At 67.3% G+C, this 19,372-nt stretch carries 16 protein-coding genes; 6 read left to right on the forward strand and 10 right to left on the reverse strand.

Annotation, left to right across the window (positions count from 1 at the left end):
* The first annotated feature begins 132 nt into the window (after nt 1-132).
* Entirely contained in the window at nt 133-1,092 is a 960-nt protein-coding gene (locus tag EDL96_RS08525) for a diacylglycerol/lipid kinase family protein (protein ID WP_123825375.1), read from the forward strand.
* A gap of 65 nt (nt 1,093-1,157) precedes the next feature.
* Here EDL96_RS08525 and EDL96_RS08530 read toward each other — a convergent pair whose 3' ends face one another.
* The 3 genes from EDL96_RS08530 to EDL96_RS08540 form a co-directional block, all read right to left on the reverse strand.
* Complete coding sequence (locus EDL96_RS08530; protein ID WP_123825376.1) at nt 1,158-2,558, reverse strand: GntP family permease; 1,401 nt, start codon at nt 2,556-2,558, stop codon at nt 1,158-1,160.
* Nucleotides 2,559-2,633: 75 nt separating this feature from the next.
* Complete coding sequence (gene pheA, locus EDL96_RS08535; protein WP_123825377.1) at nt 2,634-3,560, reverse strand: prephenate dehydratase; 927 nt, start codon at nt 3,558-3,560, stop codon at nt 2,634-2,636.
* Nucleotides 3,561-3,573: 13 nt separating this feature from the next.
* A complete protein-coding gene (locus EDL96_RS08540; protein WP_123825378.1) occupies nt 3,574-3,909 on the reverse strand; it encodes a rhodanese-like domain-containing protein in 336 nt (111 codons plus the stop codon).
* Between the two features lie 132 nt (nt 3,910-4,041).
* On the opposite strand from EDL96_RS08540, the gene EDL96_RS08545 reads away from it, so the two are divergent.
* Complete coding sequence (locus tag EDL96_RS08545; protein ID WP_233568785.1) at nt 4,042-4,368, forward strand: ArsR/SmtB family transcription factor; 327 nt, start codon at nt 4,042-4,044, stop codon at nt 4,366-4,368.
* On the opposite strand, the gene EDL96_RS08550 is transcribed toward EDL96_RS08545, so the two are convergent.
* Nucleotides 4,358-6,805 carry an ATP-binding cassette domain-containing protein gene (locus tag EDL96_RS08550; protein ID WP_123825379.1) on the reverse strand — a complete coding sequence of 816 codons (2,448 nt, stop codon included), beginning with the start codon at nt 6,803-6,805 and terminating at the stop codon, nt 4,358-4,360. The two genes, EDL96_RS08545 and EDL96_RS08550, sit on opposite strands and share 11 nt — an antisense overlap.
* Nucleotides 6,806-6,944: 139 nt before the next feature.
* On the opposite strand from EDL96_RS08550, the gene EDL96_RS08555 reads away from it, so the two are divergent.
* The gene (locus tag EDL96_RS08555) at nt 6,945-8,411 is read left to right on the forward strand and encodes an APC family permease (RefSeq protein WP_123825380.1); all 1,467 of its coding nucleotides are present in this window, start codon (nt 6,945-6,947) and stop codon (nt 8,409-8,411) included.
* Nucleotides 8,412-8,575: 164 nt separating this feature from the next.
* Entirely contained in the window at nt 8,576-10,087 is a 1,512-nt protein-coding gene (locus tag EDL96_RS08560; RefSeq protein WP_123825381.1) for an NAD-dependent succinate-semialdehyde dehydrogenase, read from the forward strand.
* A gap of 124 nt (nt 10,088-10,211) precedes the next feature.
* Here the strand turns inward: EDL96_RS08560 and rbsD are convergent, their stop codons facing one another.
* The 6 genes from rbsD to EDL96_RS08590 are packed head-to-tail and all read right to left on the reverse strand — an operon-like array spanning nt 10,212 to nt 16,130.
* Nucleotides 10,212-10,595: a D-ribose pyranase gene (gene rbsD / locus EDL96_RS08565; RefSeq protein WP_123825382.1), complete on the reverse strand. Its 384-nt coding sequence runs from the start codon at nt 10,593-10,595 to the stop codon at nt 10,212-10,214.
* Nucleotides 10,592-11,533, reverse strand: coding sequence for a ribokinase (locus EDL96_RS08570; RefSeq protein WP_325049545.1), 942 nt, complete (start codon nt 11,531-11,533; stop codon nt 10,592-10,594). Before EDL96_RS08570 ends, rbsD begins: the two co-directional genes overlap by 4 nt.
* Nucleotides 11,530-12,471, reverse strand: coding sequence for a substrate-binding domain-containing protein (locus EDL96_RS08575; RefSeq protein ID WP_123825383.1), 942 nt, complete (start codon nt 12,469-12,471; stop codon nt 11,530-11,532). Before EDL96_RS08575 ends, EDL96_RS08570 begins: the two co-directional genes overlap by 4 nt.
* A 27-nt stretch (nt 12,472-12,498) precedes the next feature.
* Nucleotides 12,499-13,494 (reverse strand): ABC transporter permease, encoded by a 996-nt coding sequence (locus tag EDL96_RS08580; RefSeq protein ID WP_123825384.1) that lies wholly within the window; start codon nt 13,492-13,494, stop codon nt 12,499-12,501.
* Between the two features lie 51 nt (nt 13,495-13,545).
* Nucleotides 13,546-15,096: a sugar ABC transporter ATP-binding protein gene (locus EDL96_RS08585; protein WP_123825385.1), complete on the reverse strand. Its 1,551-nt coding sequence runs from the start codon at nt 15,094-15,096 to the stop codon at nt 13,546-13,548.
* 11 nt (nt 15,097-15,107) lie between these two features.
* Nucleotides 15,108-16,130 (reverse strand): LacI family DNA-binding transcriptional regulator, encoded by a 1,023-nt coding sequence (locus tag EDL96_RS08590; protein ID WP_158609564.1) that lies wholly within the window; start codon nt 16,128-16,130, stop codon nt 15,108-15,110.
* A 206-nt stretch (nt 16,131-16,336) separates the two neighbouring features.
* Between EDL96_RS08590 and gabT the strand changes: the two genes are divergently transcribed.
* Both gabT and EDL96_RS08600 read left to right on the forward strand, forming a co-directional pair.
* A complete protein-coding gene (gene gabT, locus EDL96_RS08595) occupies nt 16,337-17,680 on the forward strand; it encodes a 4-aminobutyrate--2-oxoglutarate transaminase (RefSeq protein ID WP_123825387.1) in 1,344 nt (447 codons plus the stop codon).
* Nucleotides 17,655-19,295: an amidase gene (locus tag EDL96_RS08600; RefSeq protein WP_123825388.1), complete on the forward strand. Its 1,641-nt coding sequence runs from the start codon at nt 17,655-17,657 to the stop codon at nt 19,293-19,295. The genes gabT and EDL96_RS08600 overlap by 26 nt, the downstream gene beginning before the upstream one ends.
* Nucleotides 19,296-19,372: the final 77 nt, after the last annotated feature.

Genomic DNA, 19,372 nt, shown 5'->3' on the forward strand with positions numbered 1-19,372 from the left:
GGTAATGGCTATCCTCGAGTGGGCGGAACACACTGTGCCCGCCGCATCCCGTCGAAGACCTCGACGGTCTTCCCATGATTTTTCCCGTCATCTACCGCAGACATCCCCCGTCACCGCGGCTAGGAGCCAACCGTGGCATCAACGCCAACCCCACAACGCGTGGCGGTCGTGATCAACCCCTCCAAGTACGACGCCGACTCGGCGCGCGACACCGTCGTGGTCGCCTGCCGCAAGGCCGGGTGGCCGGACCCCGTGTTCCTGCCCACCACCGTGGACGATCCGGGGACCTCAATGGCCCAGGCCGCGCTCAAGTCGGGGGCCGACGTCGTCCTGGCCGCCGGCGGCGACGGGACGGTGCGCACCGTGGCCGAGGTCCTGGCGAATTCGGGCACCCCCCTCGGCCTGATTCCCCTGGGTACTGGCAACCTCCTGGCCCGCAACCTGGGTGCCCACCTGGACGACGTGCATCATTCCGTGGACATCGCACTGTTCGGTGACCAGCGCCTGATCGACATGGTGTCCTTCAGCACGGAGAACATGCGGGGTGAGCGCTTCGAACACGCCCTGTGCGTAATGGGCGGGGCCGGGTTCGACGCCGAGATCATGTCCAACACCCGCGACGAGCTCAAACGACAGATCGGGTGGATGGCCTACACGGAGGCCGGGATGCGCCGCCTGACCGCGGAACCCGCCTGGACGCGGTACAGCATCGACGACGGCCCCTGGCAGACCAAGCGCCTGCGCTCCATCATGGCCGCCAACTGCGGCGTGCTGACCGGAGGTTTGGTCCTGGTGCCCGGCGCCAAGTTGAACGACGGGCGGATGGACGCCGTGGTCATCGCGCCCCGCGGGCCGCTGGGCTGGGTGATCCTGACCAGCAAGATCATCTTCAAACAGCGGCACGACCTGCCCGCCATGGAACACCACATGTGCAAGAAGCTGCGCGCCGAGTTCCACAAGCCGACCGAGGCGCAGATCGACGGCGACGGACTGGGCCGCATCACCGCATTCGAGGCCAACATCATGCCGGAGGCACTGGCCCTGCGCGTCCCGCCGTCGCAAGGGGACGACGCGCACGACATCCTCACCTGAGCCGCAAGTACCGACGCACCCGCCGTACCCGCGTCCTTGCCGGGCCGGCTCGTTGTTGTTGCGCGCTAGAACGCTCCGGCCAGGGCGAAGATCACGGCCGAGAGGGCGAAGCCGATGACGCCGATCAGGGTCTCCAGAACGGTCCAGGTGCGGAACGTGGTCTTGACGTCCATCTCCAGGAGGCGTCCGACCAGCCAGAAGCCGGAGTCGTTGACGTGGGACAGTGCGACCGAACCGGCCGCGACGGCCAGGACCAGGGCGGCCACCTGCACCTGGTTGAAGTCACCGGCCGCCAACGCGGGTGCGATCAGGCCTGCCGCCGTCGTGAGGGCCACGGTGGCCGAGCCCTGGGCGACGCGCAGGACCAGGGAGATCAGGAATCCGGCCAGGATCACCGGAACACCCAGGTCGGAGAGGACATCTGCCAGGGCGTCCCCGATGCCGGAGGCGCGCAGCACCCCGCCGAACATGCCACCGGCACCGGTGATCAGGATGACCGAGCACACGGGGCCCAGCGCCGACTCGAAGGTCTTCTCGATCGCCGATCCGCTGACCCCGCGCGCGGTCCCGATCAGCAAGGCCGCCACGATCAGCGTGATGGTCAAGGCAATCGGAGTCTGACCGACGGCCACCAGAATCTGGTACCACAGCGCGTCTCCCACGGACTCGGCGATCACACCGGAGTCCAGCAACGTGGTGAGACCCGTGTTGAGGAAGATCAGGATCAGCGGCAGCAGCAGGACGAAGACCACGGTTCCGGTCTTCGGCGGGTTCTGCACCTCCTCCGCCTCGCCCAGGATGGTGGGCACCGGCAGGTTGATCCTCCGCCCGGAGTTCAGGCCGAAGAGGTAGGAGCTCAGGTACCAGGCGGGCAGCGCGACCAGCACGCCGAGCAGCAGCACGATTCCCACGTTGGCTTCGAAGAACGCCGAGGCGGCCACGGGGCCCGGGTGCGGGGGCAGGAAGATGTGCATCACGGAGAACGCGCCCACCGCGGGCAGCGCATAGCGGAGTACGGACCCGCCCAGCCTCCGCGCCACGGAGAACACCACGGGGAGCATGACCACCAGACCGGCGTCGAAGAAGATCGGGAAGCCGAACAGCAGGGACGCGATGCCCAGGGCCAACGGTGCCCGCTTCTCCCCGAACACGCTGATGAGCTTGTCGGCGAGAACCTGCGCCCCACCGGAGGTTTCCAGCAGACGCCCCAGCATGGCGCCGAGCCCGACCAGGAGGGCCACGCTGGCCAAGGTGCCACCGAATCCGTCCGTGAGTACGGGGACCACTGCATCCATCGGGATTCCCGCGGCCACCGCGGTGAGCCCGCTGATCACGATCAGGGCCACGAACGCGTGGACCTTGAACTTGATGATCAACACCAGCAGGGCCACGATGGCCGCCGCCGCGATTCCCAGCAGGGGCCCGGCCGTGAGTGTCTGCTCCCAGCCTTCGAGTTGTTCAACCATGGCAACTCATTTCCGCGTCACGGCTCCGTTGCCGGGACGCCTCGCACACCAGGGACGTATGGGGGTGCAGACCCGTTATCGCGGGTTGCGCAAGTCCGCCACCCAGTCCCTGGCTTGGGTGAAGGCACCGTCGGTGTGGTGACCGGCGACGACGGCGGGCTTGTGGTCCGCCCGGGCGTATGAGCCCAGGAAGCGTGTGGTGGGGCAGATCCGGCGCAGACCGACCAGGGCCTCTGCCACTCGTTCGTCCTGGACGTGGCCGTCGATGTCCACCGAGAAGAAGTAGTCCCCCAGGTAGTTGCCCGTGGGCCGGGATTCGATTCGGCTCAGGTTGACCCCGCGGGTGGCGAACTGCTCCAGGATCTCCATCAGGGCGCCGGCGCGGTCCTCCCAGAGGGGAATGACCAGGGTGGTCCGGTCCGCGCCCGTCCGTTCGGGCAGCGGAGACTCCGGGCCGCCCAGGTGGACGAAGCGGGTCACGGCTTCCGGGTTGTCGCCGATGTTCTCGGCCAGCACCAGAAGTTCGGGATGCGTCTCGCACACCGTGGGTGCGCAGATCGCGGCGTCGTAGGGCACCGTTTCGTCACCGAGCAGTCCCAGGGCACCGGCCGCGGTCGAGGAGGCGGGGATGTACTCGGCCTGCGGAACGTGGGTTTCGGCCCAGTCCCGGACCTGGGCCCAGGCGTGCGAGTGGGTGGACACGGCCTTGATCTCGCTCAGAGGCTTGTCCTGCGTGGCCACCAGGTTGAACCGGATCGGCACGAGCATCTCGGCGAGGATGCGGACCTCCGGGCCCACGGCCACGGCGTCCAGGGTGGCGGAAACCCCACCCTCCACGGAGTTCTCGATCGGTACGACGGCGGAACTCACACGCCCGTCGCGCAACGCCGCGAGCGCGGCGGGGACCGAGCTGGCGGGAAGGTGGTCGGTGCCGTCGGGGTCGACCTGGCGCAGGGCAGCCTCGGTGAAGGTCCCGGCGGGACCCAGGTAGGCGATGGTCATGGGCGGCGGGCCGTCACTTCACGGTCGGTTCGTCGCCGGACTCGGAGACCATGGGCTTCTCGGCGTCGGCCCAGGCCCCCATGCCGCCCAGCACGTTGACGGGGTCGAATCCCGTGCCGGCCAGGAAGGCGGTTGCACGCAGGGATCGTCCCCCGGAGCGGCAGATGACGTAGACGTCCTCGTCCACGGGGACCTCTCCGTAGCGGGCGGAGAGCTCACCCAGCGGGATGTGTTGGGCGCCGTCGATGTGCCCCGCTTCCCATTCGAAGTCCTCACGCACGTCCAGGATCTTGGCGTCGGCCGGGACCTCGTCCACGGAGGCGCTGGGGAGGTTGTCGACGTTGTCCACGCTGAGACTCCTTCTGATCGATCTGGTGAACGCTTCGCCCACCGCACTCAGGGTACGCATTCGGTGGCGCATGAGCGGCAATACACCGGGGCGGCGCTTAGCCTAGTGTGAGCTGACCCCGGAGGAACATTCGTGATCGACGACAACCCGCACCTTGCACCCTACGCCGCGGTGTCCCCCATGTTCTCCGCACTGTCCAACCCGGCGCGTTCGGCCATCGTGCACCGCCTGACGCAGTCGCCGTGTTTCGTGGGCGAGTTGGTCGAGCACCTGGAACTCGCGCAACCACTGGTCTCCCAGCACCTCAAGGTCCTCCGGGAAGCACACCTGGTGCAGGCGGTCCGGCAGGGGCGGCAGAGCCGCTACCAGCTCACGGACGAGCACGTTACCCACCTGTTCCTGGACGCCCTGCACCACACCCAGGAGCACTCGGAAACGCCCCCGGCGTTCAGCCGCTGACGTACTCGGCCAGATGCTGACCGGTCAGCGTCTGCGCCGAATCGACCAGGTCGGTGGGAGTGCCTTCGAACACCACCCGCCCGCCGTCGGAACCGGCTCCCGGGCCCAGGTCGATGATCCAGTCCGCGTGGGCCATGACCGCCTGATGGTGCTCGATCACGATCACGGACTTCCCCGAGTCCACGAGTTTGTCCAGCAGGGCCAGCAGTTGTTCGACGTCGGCCAAGTGCAAACCCGTGGTGGGCTCGTCCAGGACGTAGATCGCGCCCTTCTCAGCCATGTTCGTGGCCAGTTTGAGGCGTTGCCGCTCGCCCCCGGAGAGCGTGGTCAGCGGCTGGCCCAGGGTGATGTACCCCAGCCCCACGTCGTCCAGGCGGACCAGGATCTTGTGCGCGGCGGGCAGCTTGAAGCCCTCGGTGGCCTGCCCGTCGTCGTTGGTGGTGCCCGATGCGCCGTCGAAGAACTCCCGGGCCTGGGCCACGGACATTCCCAGGACCTCGCTGATGTTGCGTCCGCCGAGTGTGTACTCGAGGACGGCGGACTGGAAGCGTTTGCCCTCGCAGTCCTCACATTCCGTGGCCACGCCGGCCATCATCGCCAGGTCCGTGTAGATCACCCCCGCGCCCTTGCAGGTGGGGCAGGCCCCCTCCGAGTTGGCGCTGAACAGTGCGGGCTTGACGCCGTTGGCCTTGGCGAAAGCCTTGCGAATCGGTTCCAGGAGACCCGTGTACGTGGCCGGGTTGGAGCGGCGCGAACCCTTGATCGCGCTCTGGTCGATGGCGATCACCGTGTCGTCCCCGGCGGCCTCGGCCAGGAACCCGTGGATCAGCGAACTCTTGCCGGAGCCGGCCACACCGGTCACCACCGTGAGCACCCCCAGGGGAACGTCGACGTCGACGTCGCGCAGGTTATGCCTGTCCGCACCTCGGATCTCGATCGCCCCGGAGGGCTTGCGCACCGAATCCTTGAGCGCGGCCCGGTCCCCCAGGTGCCGACCCGTGAGCGTGTCGCTGGCACGCAGGCCCTCCACAGGTCCCTCGTACTGCAGCTCGCCACCCGCTGTGCCCGCCAACGGGCCCAGGTCCACGACGTGATCGGCGATCAGGATGGTCTCCGGCTTGTGTTCGACCACCAGCACGGTGTTGCCCTTGTCGCGCAGCTGCAGCAGGAGGTTGTTCATCCGCTGGATGTCGTGCGGGTGCAGCCCCACCGTGGGCTCGTCGAACACGTAGGTCACGTCCGTCAGCGGCGAGCCGAGGTGCCGGATCATCTTGGTCCGCTGCGCTTCGCCTCCGGAGAGCGACGACGACGACCGTTCCAGCGCCAGGTACCCCAATCCGATCTCGACGAAGGAATCCAGCAGTTCGGTCAGCGAGGTGAGCAGCGGGGCGACGGACGGTTCCTCGATGCCCCGGACCCATTCGGCCAGGTCGCTGATCTGCATCGCGCAGGCATCGGCGATGGAGATGCCCTTGATCTTGGCGGACCGCGCGGCGTCGTTCAGACGCGTTCCCTCGCAGGAGGGGCAGGCGGTGAAGGTGATCGCCCGGTCAACGAACGCGCGGATGTGGGACTGCAGGGATTCGCGTTCCTTGGACAGCATGGACTTCTGGATCCGGGGAATCACGCCCTCGTAGGTCAGGTTGATCCCGTCCACCTTGATCTTGGTGGGTTCGCGGTAGAGGAGGTCCTGGAACTCCTGCTCGGTGAACTTCCCGATCGGCTTGTCCATGTCGAAGTACCCGGAGCCGCCGTACAGCCGCCCGTACCAACCCTCCATCGAGTAGCCGGGGACCGTCAGGCCGCCGTCGTTGAGGGACTTCTCGGCGTCGTAGATGGCGGTGAAATCGAAATCTGAAACGCGCCCCAGGCCCTCACACGCGGGGCACATGCCGCCGGTGATGCTGAACTCGCGGCGTTCCTTGACCTCCTTGCCGTCCTTCTGCAGCGTGACGGCGCCCTTTCCGCTGATGGTCGCCACGTTAAAGGAGAACGCCTTGGCCGAGCCGATGTGCGGTGTGCCCAACCGGCTGAACAGAATCCGCAGCATCGCGTTGGCATCGGTCACGGTGCCGACCGTGGAGCGGACGTTGGCCCCCATCCGTTCCTGATCCACGATGATCGCGGTGGTCAGACCCTCCAGCACTTCCACGTCCGGGCGGGCCAGGGTGGGCATGAAGCCCTGGACGAAGGTGCTGTAGGTCTCGTTGATCAGCCGCTGTGATTCGGCGGCGATGGTGCCGAAGACCAGGGAGCTCTTTCCGGATCCGGACACTCCGGTGAACACCGTCAGACGGCGTTTGGGGATCTCGACGTCGATCCCCTTGAGGTTGTTCTCCCGTGCCCCTTGGACACGGATGACCTCGTGGCTGTCAGCCTCACCGACCGAGGGCTGCTGTGCTGCGGTGGTGCTCGGATCCGACGGTGTGGGGGTCATGGTGGCTCCGTTCGTCCTGCCTGGGAATCTGCGTGGATTCGATCGGGCCCGGCCCGTCGGTCAGGGGCAGATTAAACCAGGTCACGCGGACAGCATTCGTCCTCTGTCGAACCGGGGCCGGGTTCTCTACCATTCACCCATGGATTCCGGAAACATCACCGAGCGACCACCACACGATTCCCACGGGCACGATCATCACGACCGTGGGTTCAAGAAGGTCCTCGGCGCGCTGGATGCGATCATGCTCGGTTTCGGCGCGATGATCGGCTTCGGCTGGGTCATCCTGACGGGCGGGTGGATCAACGACGCCGGAACGTGGGGCGCCGTGCTGGCCATGCTCGCAGGCGGGGCCATCATGGCGGTCGTCGGCCTGGTGTACGGCGAACTGGTCGCGGCCATGCCCGCCGCCGGTGGTGAGCACAACTACCTCATGCGAGGCATGGGTGCCCGGTGGGCGTTCGTGGGCTCGTGGGCCATCACGGTCGGGTATATCACCATCGTGGCCTTCGAGGCGGTGGCTGTGCCGCGCACCATCGGCTACATTGCCCCGGGCCTGCTCGAACACGTCAAACTGTGGGAGGTCGCGGGCTCGGAGGTGTACCTCGTGTGGGCCCTCGTGGGCACGGTCTTCGCGGTGATCATCACGGGGATCAACATCATCGGCGTCAAACAGGCCTCCGTGGTGCAGACCTTCGTGGTCCTGTTCCTGCTGATCATCGGCGCGATGATGGTGTTCGGCGCGTTCACCGGAGGCTCCGCGGGGAACATGGAGCCCGCCTTCACGGGCGGCTTGGGCGGATTCTTCCTGGTCCTGGTGGTGGTGCCGTTCCTGTTCGTGGGCTTCGACGTGATTCCGCAGGTCTCCGAAGAGATGCACATTCCGGCCAAGAAGCTCGGCGCCACGATCGTGGTCGCCGTGATGATGGCCGCCGTCTGGTACGTCGTGGTGGTCCTGGCCACCTCCGCCTCCCTTCCCGCTGGCGAGCTTGCCGTGGCGGACATTGCCGTGGCCGATGCCATCGGAGCGGCCTTCGATTCCCAGGTCTTCGCCAACCTCCTGTTGGCCGGTGGCCTGGCAGGCATTTTGACCTCGTGGAACTCCCTGCTCATGGGAGCCAGCCGTCTGCTCTGGGCGCTGGGTGCTTCCCGGATGATCCCCACCTGGTTCGCCAGGATCCATCCGCGGTTCGGCACCCCGGTCAACGCGCTGCTGTTCGTGGGCGTGATCTCCGCGGTGGCGCCGTTCTTCGGTCAGGAGATGCTGGGCTGGCTGGTGGATTCCGGGTCGCCGTCGATCGTGATGGCCTACTTCATGGTGTCGATCGTGTTCGTGATCCTGCGTCGGCGTGAACCGGACATGCCCCGCCCCTTCCGGATCGGTGGCCGCGGACACGGGGGCATGTTCATCGGCGGTCTCTCGGTTCTACTGTGCGCGGCCCTGCTGTCGCTTTACATCCCCGGGATGCCCGCATCGCTGACCGTGCCGCCTTACGTGGTCTTCGGCTTGTGGTGGGTGCTCGGCTTGGTGTTCCTGGTCCGCATCCCGCGCGGCATCGGCCCCGGCGCGGATGCGGAGTCGCGCCTGATCGCAGCCAAGAGTCGCTGATTCCCGCCGCGGGAACGGTGCGCTGTGCACCAAATCAGCGGCCCTGGCCCCCTGATAATCCAGGCTGAGGCGTGCCTAGGATGATCCCGAACCTGCCGGTGAGCCCCTGCCCGCCGGACGCCCCATGCTGTCGATGATGACAGCCGCAGAAGGAGACCCACCCCATGGCCGAACACACCGCCGTAGCCACCGGAGCCCCCTCCGTGTCCGCCGAACAGATCCGCGATCTGCTTGCCAGGACGCCCAAAGGCCTGTTGATCAACGGGACCTGGCGGGACGCCTCGGACGGCGGGACCTTCGACGTCGAAAACCCTGCCACCGGGGAGGTCCTGGCCACTCTGGCCTCCGCGACCCCAGAGGATGCGCAGGCCGCGATGGACGCGGCCGCCGAAGTCCAGGAGAGCTGGGCACGGACCGCTCCCCGCGAGCGCGCCGAGATCCTGCGCCGTGCCTTCGACCTGGTCCAGGAGCGTCGCGATGACCTGGCGTTGTTGATGACCCTGGAGATGGGCAAGCCACTGGCCGAGGCGAACGGGGAGGTCACCTACGGCGGGGAGTTCCTGCGCTGGTTCTCCGAAGAAGCCGTGCGGCATTACGGCCGCACGGCCTCCACCCCAGAGGGCAACCTGCAGATGGTGGTCCGGCACAAACCCGTGGGGCCCTGCTACCTGATCACCCCGTGGAACTTCCCGCTGGCCATGGCCACCCGGAAGGTCTCACCCGCCGTCGCCGCCGGCTGCACCATGGTGCTCAAGTCGGCCAAGCTGACCCCGCTGACCTCGCAGTACTTCGCGCAGATCATGATCGACGCCGGCTTGCCCGCCGGTGTGCTCAACGTGGTCTCCTCCAAGTCCGCGTCGGCGGTCTCCAAGCCGATCATGACGGACCCGCGCCTGCGCAAGGTCTCCTTCACGGGCTCGACCCCCGTGGGCAAGCAACTCATGAAGGACGCCGCGGACAGCGTTCTGCGCACCTCCATGGAGTTGGGCGGCAACGGCCCCCTGCTGGTGTTCGACGACGCCGACCTGGACAAGGCCGTGACCGGTGCCGTGGCGGCCAAGATGCGCAACATGGGCGAGGCCTGCACCGCCGCCAACCGCATTCTGGTTCACGAGTCCGTGGCCGAGGAGTTCATGGAGAAGTTCGCCACCACGCTGGCCGGGCTCACCGTGGGCGACGGAACGTTGGAGGACACCAAGGTGGGACCCCTGGTGGATTCGAACGCGCTGGAGTCCGTCACCGCGTTCGTCGACGACGCCTTGGCCAAGGGCGCCCGCGTGGTCACCGGCGGTCACCGCGTGGGTGACAAGGGGTACTTCTACGCCCCCACCGTCCTGGCCGACGTGCCGGAAGACGCCCGGGTCTCCTGCGAGGAGATCTTCGGCCCCGTGGCCCCGGTCATCACGTTCAAGGACGAGGACGACGCCGTCCGGATCGCCAACACCACCGAGTACGGGCTGGCCTCCTACGTGTTCACGGAGGACTACAAGCGCGCCTACCGTGTGGCCGACCGCATCGAGTTCGGCCTCATGGGGCTGAACGTCGGGGTCATCTCCAACGCCGCGGCACCCTTCGGAGGCGTCAAGCAGTCCGGTGTGGGCCGCGAGGGCGGGGCCGAGGGCATCGAGGAGTACAGCACGGTGCAGTACATCGGCGTCGAGAGCCCCTGGAGCTGACCATCGAGCACCTCTGACAGGTGTGACAGGTAAAAGGCCACTTCAGCGCAGGCGAAGTGGCCTTTTACCTGTCAGAACTGCCCGCCTGAGGCACGGTTCTGCTGGGCGTGTGGCCCGGATCTGCTCAGAACGGGACCCCGCATCGCAGGATGGCATTCGCGTAGGGTGTGGCCTCCCCGGTGCGCACGACGAAACGCGCCTGCCGGGTCAGTTCTTTGAACTCCTCGTGCGGGACCCGCCGAGCCTCCGGAAGGTTGCGGGCCAACACCTGACGCACGGGCGACGTGTCTGCTTCAGCTGCAATGACAGCAGCCTCCACCTCGACTTCCGCCAGAACTGCCTCCAGTACCTTCGCAAAGCTCGGAACCCCCGTGATCACGGCCAGGTCCACGCACTCGACGCCCGGGGGAACCGGCAGGCCCCGGTCGCCGATCACAAACGTGTCCGTATGGCCCAAGCGGGCGATCCGTTCGTTGAGCTGGGCATGCAGGATTCCGCCCCGTTTCACGCCGTACCCCCCAGCTGCGGGAGGTTATCCGTGACGGACGGGTAGCTGGGCTGGGCGCCGATTCCAGTGGCCGCGAACGCGCCGACCCGTGAAGCCGTGCAGGCCGCGTCGCACAGTCTCTCCCCCCGGGCCAGCCCCACCGCGAGCGCACCGATGAAACCGTCACCTGCGCCGGTGGTGTCCACCGCGTGAACGGGGGCGGCGGGGACCTTGTGGGTGCCGTCGTCGTCGGAAACCAGCGACCCCTTGGCGCCCAGGGTGAGGACGACGGAGGGGATTCCGGTGGCCCTGAGCAATGCAACGAGTTCTTCAGGGTCGGCCGCTGCGGGCAGGCGGCTGTCGAGCTGCTCCAGGACCAGTGCCGCTTCGTGTTCGTTGACCACGAGCGGGTCTGAGGCCAGCAAGGCCTCTCGGTCCAGGTCCAGGACCGGAGCGGGGTTGTGCAGGAAACGCCCCGTGGCGAGCCCCGGTAGCGTTTCAACCCCCTCCGCCGGGATTTCCCCCTGGCACACGACGACGGCCGCACCCCGGATCACCTCGGCAGCATCGTTCACACGGTGTGCGTCCACAGTGGAGTTTGCTCCGGAGATCACCACGATGGAGTTCTCGCCCTGCTGGTCGACCGTGACCACGGCCAGCCCGGTGGGCCCGTCGACGCGGGCGACATGAGTGAGATCGACTCCGGATTCGCGCAGACAACTCAAGGCGATATCGGCCGAAGCATCCGTGCCGACCGCACCGACCATCGTGACGGAACCACCCAGGCGCGCGGCGGCGACCGCCTGGTTGGCGCCCTTGCCACCGGGCAGCATGTGCCCGCCGGTCCCGTGGACGGTTTCACCGGGCAGCGGGTGCCGGAGTACATGGGCGGACAGGTCCACGTTGATCGAGCCCACCACCACGATCCCGGCCATGGAATCCTGCTTGTTCCCGGTCACTGGTAGTCACCCACGTTCTCCTCGGTGACCGTCACGACGTCCACCGAGACCTCTGGGGCGGCTTGATCGCCGCGGATCAGTTTGATGGCTTCCAGAACGGCCTGCTTGCCCAGCTCTTCGGGCTGCTGGGCGATCGTGGCGAGCATCGAGCCGTCGGCCACGGCCTGCACACCTTCGACCGTGCCGTCGAAGCCGACCACGAAGACCTCTTTGCCCGCCCGGGCACCCAGCGCCTCCACGGCGCCGAGTGCCATTTCGTCGTTCTCGCAGAAGATCCCCACGGCCTCCGGGTGGGCCTGCATGAGGTTGGTGGCAACGTCTAGGCCCTCCGCTCGGTCGAAGTTCGCGGTTTGTTGCGCGGCAATCGTGATGTCCGGGAACTCCTTAATGCCGTCCGTGAACCCTTTGCCACGGTCGCGGGAAGCGGAGGACCCCGGGACGCCCTGGATGACGATGACCTCCCCCTTCTTCCCGAGCGCCTCGGCCAACGTTCGGGCGGCCTGGGTTCCTCCGGCCACGTTGTCGGAGGCCACGAAGCTCGCCAGTTCCCCGGACGTCGCGTCCCGGTCGACGGCGATGGCGGGGATTCCGGCCTCGTTCAAGGCTTCGACGGAGACGGACACGGCGTCGGAATCCGTGGGGTTCACGATCACGACGTCCACGTCTTGGGTGATCGCGGTGGCGATCTGGTCCGCCTGGCGCGCCGCGTCGTCGGAGGCATCCTGCACGTTGAGCTCGATGTCCTGCGCTTCGGCCTCCGTTTCTGCCCCGTTGATCAGCTGGACGAAGAACGGGTTGGTCTGGGTGGACACTGCCAAGGTGATGCGGTCCGGGCGTTCGCCACGGTTACAGCCCGTCAGTGCCACCCCGACCACGGTCGCCGTGGTGAGGGCCAGGAAGTCGCGCCTGCTGTTCAGGTGTTGGGTGATGGTGTTCATGGTGATCTCCTCGCTCGGAAGGCTCGATCAGCGGGCGGTCTTGCGACGCAGGACGTCGAAGCCGACCGCCAGGGCGATGACCAAGCCGATGACCACCTGCTGCCAGAACGAGGACACGTTCAGGAGGTTCAGACCGTTGCGGATCACTGCGAGCAGGATCGCGCCCACCAGGGTCCCCGTGGCGCGTCCGGAGCCTCCGGACAGCGACGCACCACCAATCACGACGGCGGCAATGGCGTCCAACTCGTACCCCACACCCGCCTGCGGGCCCGCAGAGGAAAGACGCCCCGCAAGCACCATGCCGGCCAGACCGGCAAAGAGTCCGGCGAGGGCGTAAACCGTCACGAGGATGCGCTTGACGGGCAGACCGGAGAGCCGCGCGGCCTCCTCGTTGCCGCCGATGGCGTACATGGAACGGCCGAGGACCGTTCGGGAGAGCACGAACCAGCAGAGCAGACCGGCAATCACCATGGCGATGATCGGGACGGGGAACGCCCCGATGCTGCTGCCCAGAAGGGACACGGAACCGGAGGTCGGAATCGGGGTCCCGTCGGAGATGACCAGGGTCAGACCGCGGGCCACGCTCATCATGGCCAGGGTTGCGATGAACGCGGGCAGCTTGCCGTAGGCGATCGACAGTCCGGAGATGGCTCCGGCGAGTGCGCCGATCAACAGTCCGATGAACAGTGTGAGGATACCGGGCAGCCCGAGCGTGCTGAACGAGTAGGCGGAGACCATCGCACCCAGCGCAGCAACCGCACCCACGGAGAGGTCGATGCCGGCCGTGACGATCACGAAAGTCATGCCGAAGGCCATGATCGCCACAACCGAGGCCTGGATTCCGATGTTGACCAGGTTGTCGAGTTTCAGGAAGTCGGGGGTTGCGATGAACAGCGCGAGGCAGAGGAGGATCAGGCCCACGAGGGCCCCGTTGTTCATGGCCCACTGACCCAGGCGGGCTGCCCCGCTCGGTCGGTTCGGGCGGTCGGCGGGCTTGGTGTTGGACGTGGCGGTCGCGGTCATGGCCGCAACTCCTTTCTCAGGATCTTGCGATTCCCGGGGTATTGCGGCGGATCAGGAGGGGGTGCCCGCGGATTTGGTGGAGGGCTCTGATGCTGTGACAGCTGAGGTGACTTCGGAGACGGCCAGGGCCATGACCGAGTCCTCCGTGGCGTCGTCGGCATCCAGGACGCCTGCCACGCGTCCGTTGCTCATCACGAGCACCCGGTCGCTCATGCCGAGCACTTCAGGCAGTTCGCTGGACACCATGACCACTGCGCCGCCCAGGGACGTGATTTCGTTGATCAGCTCGTAGATCTCGACCTTGGCGCCGACGTCGACACCGCGGGTCGGTTCGTCGAGCAGAAGGACCTTGGCATCGGCCATGACCCACCGGGCGAACACGACCTTCTGTTGGTTGCCGCCGGAGAGGTCCCGAATGGGCTGGTCCAAACCGGCCATTCGAACGGCCAGTTGGTCCGTCACGACCTGCGCACGGGATCGTTGTCCGCTTCGGTCGACCAGCCCGAACTTCGAGGTCGAGCGGAGGGTGGCGAGTCCCGCGTTGTCCCCCACGCTGGCATCGAGGACCAGTCCCTGGGACTTCCGGTCCTCCGGGACGAGCCCCAAACCCTCGGCGATGGAACGCCCAACGTCGTGCGGCGGCAGCGCCTTGCCTTGCAGCGTCACGGACCCTGAGTCATATGGATCGACGCCGAAGATCGCGCGGAGGACTTCGGTACGCCCTGCACCCACCAGTCCGGCAATGCCCAGGACCTCACCGGCGTGGACCGAGAAATTGACGTCCTCGAAGGCCTCTCCGGAGCTCAGACCCTGTACCTCGAGCAGCGGCTCGCCCTGCTCCTCCGGGCGCTTCCGGGGAAACTGGTCGTCGATATCGCGCCCCACCATGAGGGCGATCAGATTGTCCTGTGACGTGTTGGCCGGGACCTGCGCCACGAACTGTCCGTCACGCAGCACGGAGATGGAGTCCCCGATCCGCGGGATCTCGTCCAGGTGGTGAGAGATGAAGACCATTCCCACGCCGCGGCGCTTGAGGTCGTCGACGACCTCGAACAGCGCATCGATCTCACGCCCGGTCAGGGCAGCCGTGGGCTCATCCAGGATCAGGAGTCGAGCGTCCTGGGACAGCGCCTTGGCGATCTCGACCAACTGTTGGCGAGCGACCCCGAGTTCCCCGACCGGCTTGGCCAGCGGAACGTCCAGTCCGATCCGTTCGAGCGCTTCGCGGGCGACCGCATTCATCCGAGGCTTGTCGACGACCCCGAACCGTTGCGGTGTCCGTCCCAGGGTGATGTTCTCCGCGACGCTCAACTGGGGCACCAGGTTGAGTTCCTGGTGGATGGTCGCGATTCCGTGCGCTTCCGCGGCCTTCACGTCGGGAAGGTGAACCGGTTGGCCGTCGACCAGGATCCGTCCGGTGTCCGGTTGGTAGATCCCGGACATCATCTTGATCAGGGTGGACTTCCCGGCGCCGTTCTCCCCCAGCAGGACTTCGACCTCACCGGCACGCACGTCCACGGTGACGTCGTCGATGACCTTGACGGGGCCGAAGGACTTGCTCACGGATTTCAGCGTGAGCAGGGGTGTTCTCTGATCGGGCATGAGTACTGACCTCAGCTCTCGTGGTGATGTGGATCGATGGGTTGAGCACTGTCCGCCTCCGAGCCGGAGGGAAGTTTGAGGTGGGCCTCCAGGCGAAGTTCCTGGGATGAGGTCACGCCGCCCAGTTGGGTCAGGAGCATCTGAACAGCGGCGGCCCCCATGGAGTGGAGGTCCTGACAGATGAGCGGCAGCGAGGGTTGCAACAGCGCGAAGGGCGCGATGTCGTCGAAGCCGACGAACGGCAGATCTTGGGCAGGCTTGACGCCGGCCGCGCGGCATTCCTTGAACGCGCCGATGGTCATGAGGGAGTCGGAGGCAAGGACGCCGTCCACGCCCCGCGCCAACAGCGAGCGCATTCCGAGCCGGCCTGAGTGCTCTTGGAAATCCCCGTGGGCGATTTCGATGTCGACCCCGGAGGCTGCAGCTGCGGCACGGAATTCAGCCAATCGCTCAACGCCCGTCGTCGTCTCCGAAGGCCCCGAAATGTAGCCGATCCTGTGAGCCCCCTGGTCCACCAGGTACCTCACGGCATCTGCGATGGCGTCTCGGGTGTCGGAAACGACGGCGGGGACCCCCATCCCAGGGATGGTGCGATCGAGAAACACCAGCGGTGTGCCGCTGCCCTGAAGTTCTCGCAAGGAGTCTCTGGCCGTGGAGAAGGGGGCCACAATGATGCCGTCCACGCGCTGGCGCCGCAGCACCGTGGCGTAATCGTGCATCTGTTGGGGGTCCTCGTCGGCGCTGCACAGCATGACACTGAGGCCCTCCGACCGTGCGCTCCGTTCCACCACGTGGGCGAGCTCGGCGAAGAAGGGGTTGCGGATGTCAGGGATCAACAACCCGATGGTGCGTGTGCGCTCCGATCGCAGAGAACCGGCCTGCGCATTCGGGACGAAGTTCAACCGACGGGCCGCCGCCAGAACACGCTCCCGCGTCGGCGCGGCAATGCTGCCGTTGCCGGAGAGCGCACGTGACGCCGTACCCAGCGAGACCCCGGCCTCGGCGGCGACGTCTTTGATCGTCGTGCGCGACATGTGCCCCTCCCCGGACCGAACGAACCGCCATTGGAAACGTTTCCAATGTGGACCGTACCACTCAGCTTCCGCTCTGGGAACTTTCCACCTTCTTCGGTTGCCACGACCGGAGTCGTGAGACGATGCCCACACAACTCCTCCCCGCCCCATCCCCCTGTGGCCCTTGAACGATCCAGATGCCGGGGCAGCGCACGAAAGGACTGTCGATGAGCGAGATCCGGTACCGGCTTCCGCAGAAGCGCGAGATCGTCACGGAGTTCCCGGGCCCCAGGTCCCAGGAGCTCTCCCAGCGGCGCACCTCCGTGATCGCGGCGGGTGTGGCGTCGTCGGTGCCGGTGTACGCGGCCGACGTCGACGGCGGTGTGGTGGTGGACGTGGACGGCAACTCGCTGATCGATTTCGGGTCGGGCATTGCCGTGACCACGGTGGGTGGCTCGGCCCCCAAGGTGGTCGAGAAGGTCAAGGACTCCGTGGAGCACTTCACCCACACGTGCTTCATGGTCACGCCGTACGAGGGCTACGTGGAGGTGGCCGAACGCCTGGCCGAGATCACGCCCGGCGACCACGCGAAGAAGGTGGCCCTGTTCAACTCGGGCGCGGAGGCCGTGGAGAACGCGGTCAAGATCGCCCGTGTGGCCACGGGTCGTGACGCGATTGTGGTCTTCGACCACGCCTACCACGGGCGCACCAACGTCACCATGGCCATGACGGCCAAGAACATGCCGTACAAGAACGGCTTCGGTCCGTTCGCCCCGGAGATCTACCGCGTTCCCATGTCCTACCCGTTCCGCGATCCGGAAGGCATGTCCGGCCCGGAAGCCGCCAAACGCGCACTGGAGATGGTCGACAAGCAGATCGGTGCGGCCAACGTTGCGGCCGTGGTCATCGAACCCATCCAGGGTGAGGGCGGGTTCATCGTCCCGGCCGACGGGTTCCTGCCCGCCCTGGCCGAATGGTGCACGGACAACGGCGCGTTGTTCATCGCGGACGAGGTGCAGTCGGGTGTGGCCCGGACCGGTGAATGGTTCGCCGTGGAGCACGAAGGCGTGATCCCGGATCTGATCACAGTGGCCAAGGGCGTGGCCGGCGGGATGCCGCTGTCCGCGGTCGTCGGTCGGGCGGAACTGCTGGACGCCGTGCACGGCGGCGGCCTGGGTGGCACCTACGGTGGCAATCCGGTGGCCTGCGCCGCGGCGATCGGCGCCCTGGACACCATCGAGGAATGGGATCTGAAATCCCGCGCCAAGCACATCGAGGCGGTGACCCACGCCTCCCTCGACTCGTTGGTGGACGGCACGGAGGTGGTCGGCGAGATCCGCGGACGCGGCGCCATGATCGCCCTCGAGTTCGTCCAGCCCGGCACCCGCGAACCCAACCCTGAGCTGGCCAAGGCCGTGGCCGCCGAGTGCCTGGCGCGGGGTGTGATCATCCTGACCTGCGGCACCCACGGCAACATCGTGCGCCTGCTGCCGCCCCTGACCATCACCGACGAACTGCTGCGCGAAGGCCTGGAGATCCTCTCGGATGCCATCGTCAAACACGGCAAGTGACGACCTTCTGACGGACGCCGTGGCGCTGCGGGACGCACTGCGCCACGGCAGGGTCACGGCCACGAAGATTGCGACGGCGGTCCGCGAGCGCGCCGTCACCGTGGAGAACCCCTCGTCCGGGCCCGGGCTCGGGGCTTTCGTGCACATCGAATCCGCCGCCTCCGTCCGGGACGCGGCAACAGTCCTGGACGCGCTACCCGCCTGGGCCCGTGGGCGATGGCACGGTCTGCCGCTCGCGCTCAAGGACCTCCAGGAGGTGGCGGGGCTGCCGACCACCCAGGGTTCCCGGGTCCTGGCGCCGGACGGTCCGGGTTCGGCGCCCACGACCCCGGCGGACGACGACGTCGCAGCCCTCCACCGCGCCCACGGCGCCTTGGTCTTCGCCAAGACCCAGGTGCCGGAGTTCGGGCTGAACTGTTACAGCGAGAACCTGGTGGGGGCGCCGTCGCGCAATCCGTTCGACCCGGAATGCGGGTCGGGTGGGTCTTCGGGTGGCCAGGCGGCGGCCGTGGCCGCCGGGGTACTGCCCGCTGCGGTCGGCTCCGACGGCGGGGGGTCGATCCGGATACCCGCTGCGGCCTGCGGACTGATCGGGTTGAAGCCGTCGCGCGGGCAGGTGCCGGTGGGCGACGCCCTGAACGATCAGGCGCAACTCGCGGTTCAGGGGCCGATCGCGCGGACCCCGGCCGATGCCGCCATGATCCTCGACGGCCTGACGGCCCGTGTTCCGTCTGCTACGGACGGCAATCGCCTGTTCCGCCCCACGGCAGCTCCCGGTGCGCACGCGACGTCGGACCCGTGGCACAACTCCGACCTCGACGCCGTGGTGGGACCACCGGACGGTCGGTTCCGGACCGCCATCGAGGACACCTCCCCCGCGGCCGACGTCGTTCGCGGTGCTGCGGCTGGACGATTCCCCTGGGGCGAACGGCCGTTGCGCATCGGAGTCAGCACGGCCTCGGCCTTCGAGTCCGCGCATCCCACCCCCGTGTCTCCGGAGGCGATGTCCGCGCTGGCCACCGGAATCGATGCGCTGCGGGCCGCCGGGCACTCAGTCCAGGAGGCGGATCTGCGCTTCGACCCGCGCTACCCGGAGGCCTTCTTCGCACTGTGGACCACCTCGCTCGGCACCGCACCGTTGACCGGCGAGCAGGAGGGACTGCTCACCGGGCTGGCGAAGCACTACCGGCATGCGGCGCTGGAGCGATCGGCCGCCGAGTTGGCGGTCGCCATCCGCACGTTGCGGGAGATCGAAAAGGCGACGATCCAGGCCTGGGACGCCTACGACGTGATCCTGACCCCCGCTTTGGCCCAGACTCCACGTCCGCTGGGGTGGTGGTGGGAGGGATTCGACCCCGCCGATCCGGCCTCCGCCGCGCAGGACTATGAACGGCAGTGCCGCTATACACCCTTCACCTCGTTGATCAACGTGGTGGGGCTGCCCGCCGTCGTGCTGCCGACCACGTGGGAACGGTCCGAGTTCAGTGAATCGCGGGTCCCCATGGGGGTCCAGCTCATCGGGCGCCCCGGTGCCGACGTCGGGTTGCTGGCTTTGGCGGAGCAGGTACGGGGTCAGCTGGACGTCGGGCTCCCCGCGAGCGTTTCGACGTCGTAGCAATGGCCCGTCAGGGTGTGCCACGATCGGTGAGACGCCCGGTCCACGGACCACCGTTGACCCACATCAAGGCATGA

It is taken from the genome of Kocuria soli (assembly GCF_003797835.1).
GTDB classification, from domain to species: Bacteria; Actinomycetota; Actinomycetes; order Actinomycetales; family Micrococcaceae; genus Kocuria; species Kocuria soli.

Coding starts and splice junctions, on each gene's coding strand:
- EDL96_RS08555 (WP_123825380.1), top strand. CDS start 6,945: ATGGATTCCGGAAACATCACCGAGCGACCACCACACGATTCCCACGGG.
- EDL96_RS08550 (WP_123825379.1), bottom strand. CDS start 6,805: ATGACCCCCACACCGTCGGATCCGAGCACCACCGCAGCACAGCAGCCC.
- gabT (WP_123825387.1), top strand. CDS start 16,337: ATGAGCGAGATCCGGTACCGGCTTCCGCAGAAGCGCGAGATCGTCACG.
- EDL96_RS08560 (WP_123825381.1), top strand. CDS start 8,576: ATGGCCGAACACACCGCCGTAGCCACCGGAGCCCCCTCCGTGTCCGCC.
- EDL96_RS08600 (WP_123825388.1), top strand. CDS start 17,655: ATGCCATCGTCAAACACGGCAAGTGACGACCTTCTGACGGACGCCGTG.
- EDL96_RS08580 (WP_123825384.1), bottom strand. CDS start 13,494: ATGACCGCGACCGCCACGTCCAACACCAAGCCCGCCGACCGCCCGAAC.
- EDL96_RS08590 (WP_158609564.1), bottom strand. CDS start 16,130: ATGTCGCGCACGACGATCAAAGACGTCGCCGCCGAGGCCGGGGTCTCG.
- EDL96_RS08585 (WP_123825385.1), bottom strand. CDS start 15,096: ATGCCCGATCAGAGAACACCCCTGCTCACGCTGAAATCCGTGAGCAAG.
- EDL96_RS08575 (WP_123825383.1), bottom strand. CDS start 12,471: ATGAACACCATCACCCAACACCTGAACAGCAGGCGCGACTTCCTGGCC.
- EDL96_RS08530 (WP_123825376.1), bottom strand. CDS start 2,558: ATGGTTGAACAACTCGAAGGCTGGGAGCAGACACTCACGGCCGGGCCC.
- pheA (WP_123825377.1), bottom strand. CDS start 3,560: ATGACCATCGCCTACCTGGGTCCCGCCGGGACCTTCACCGAGGCTGCC.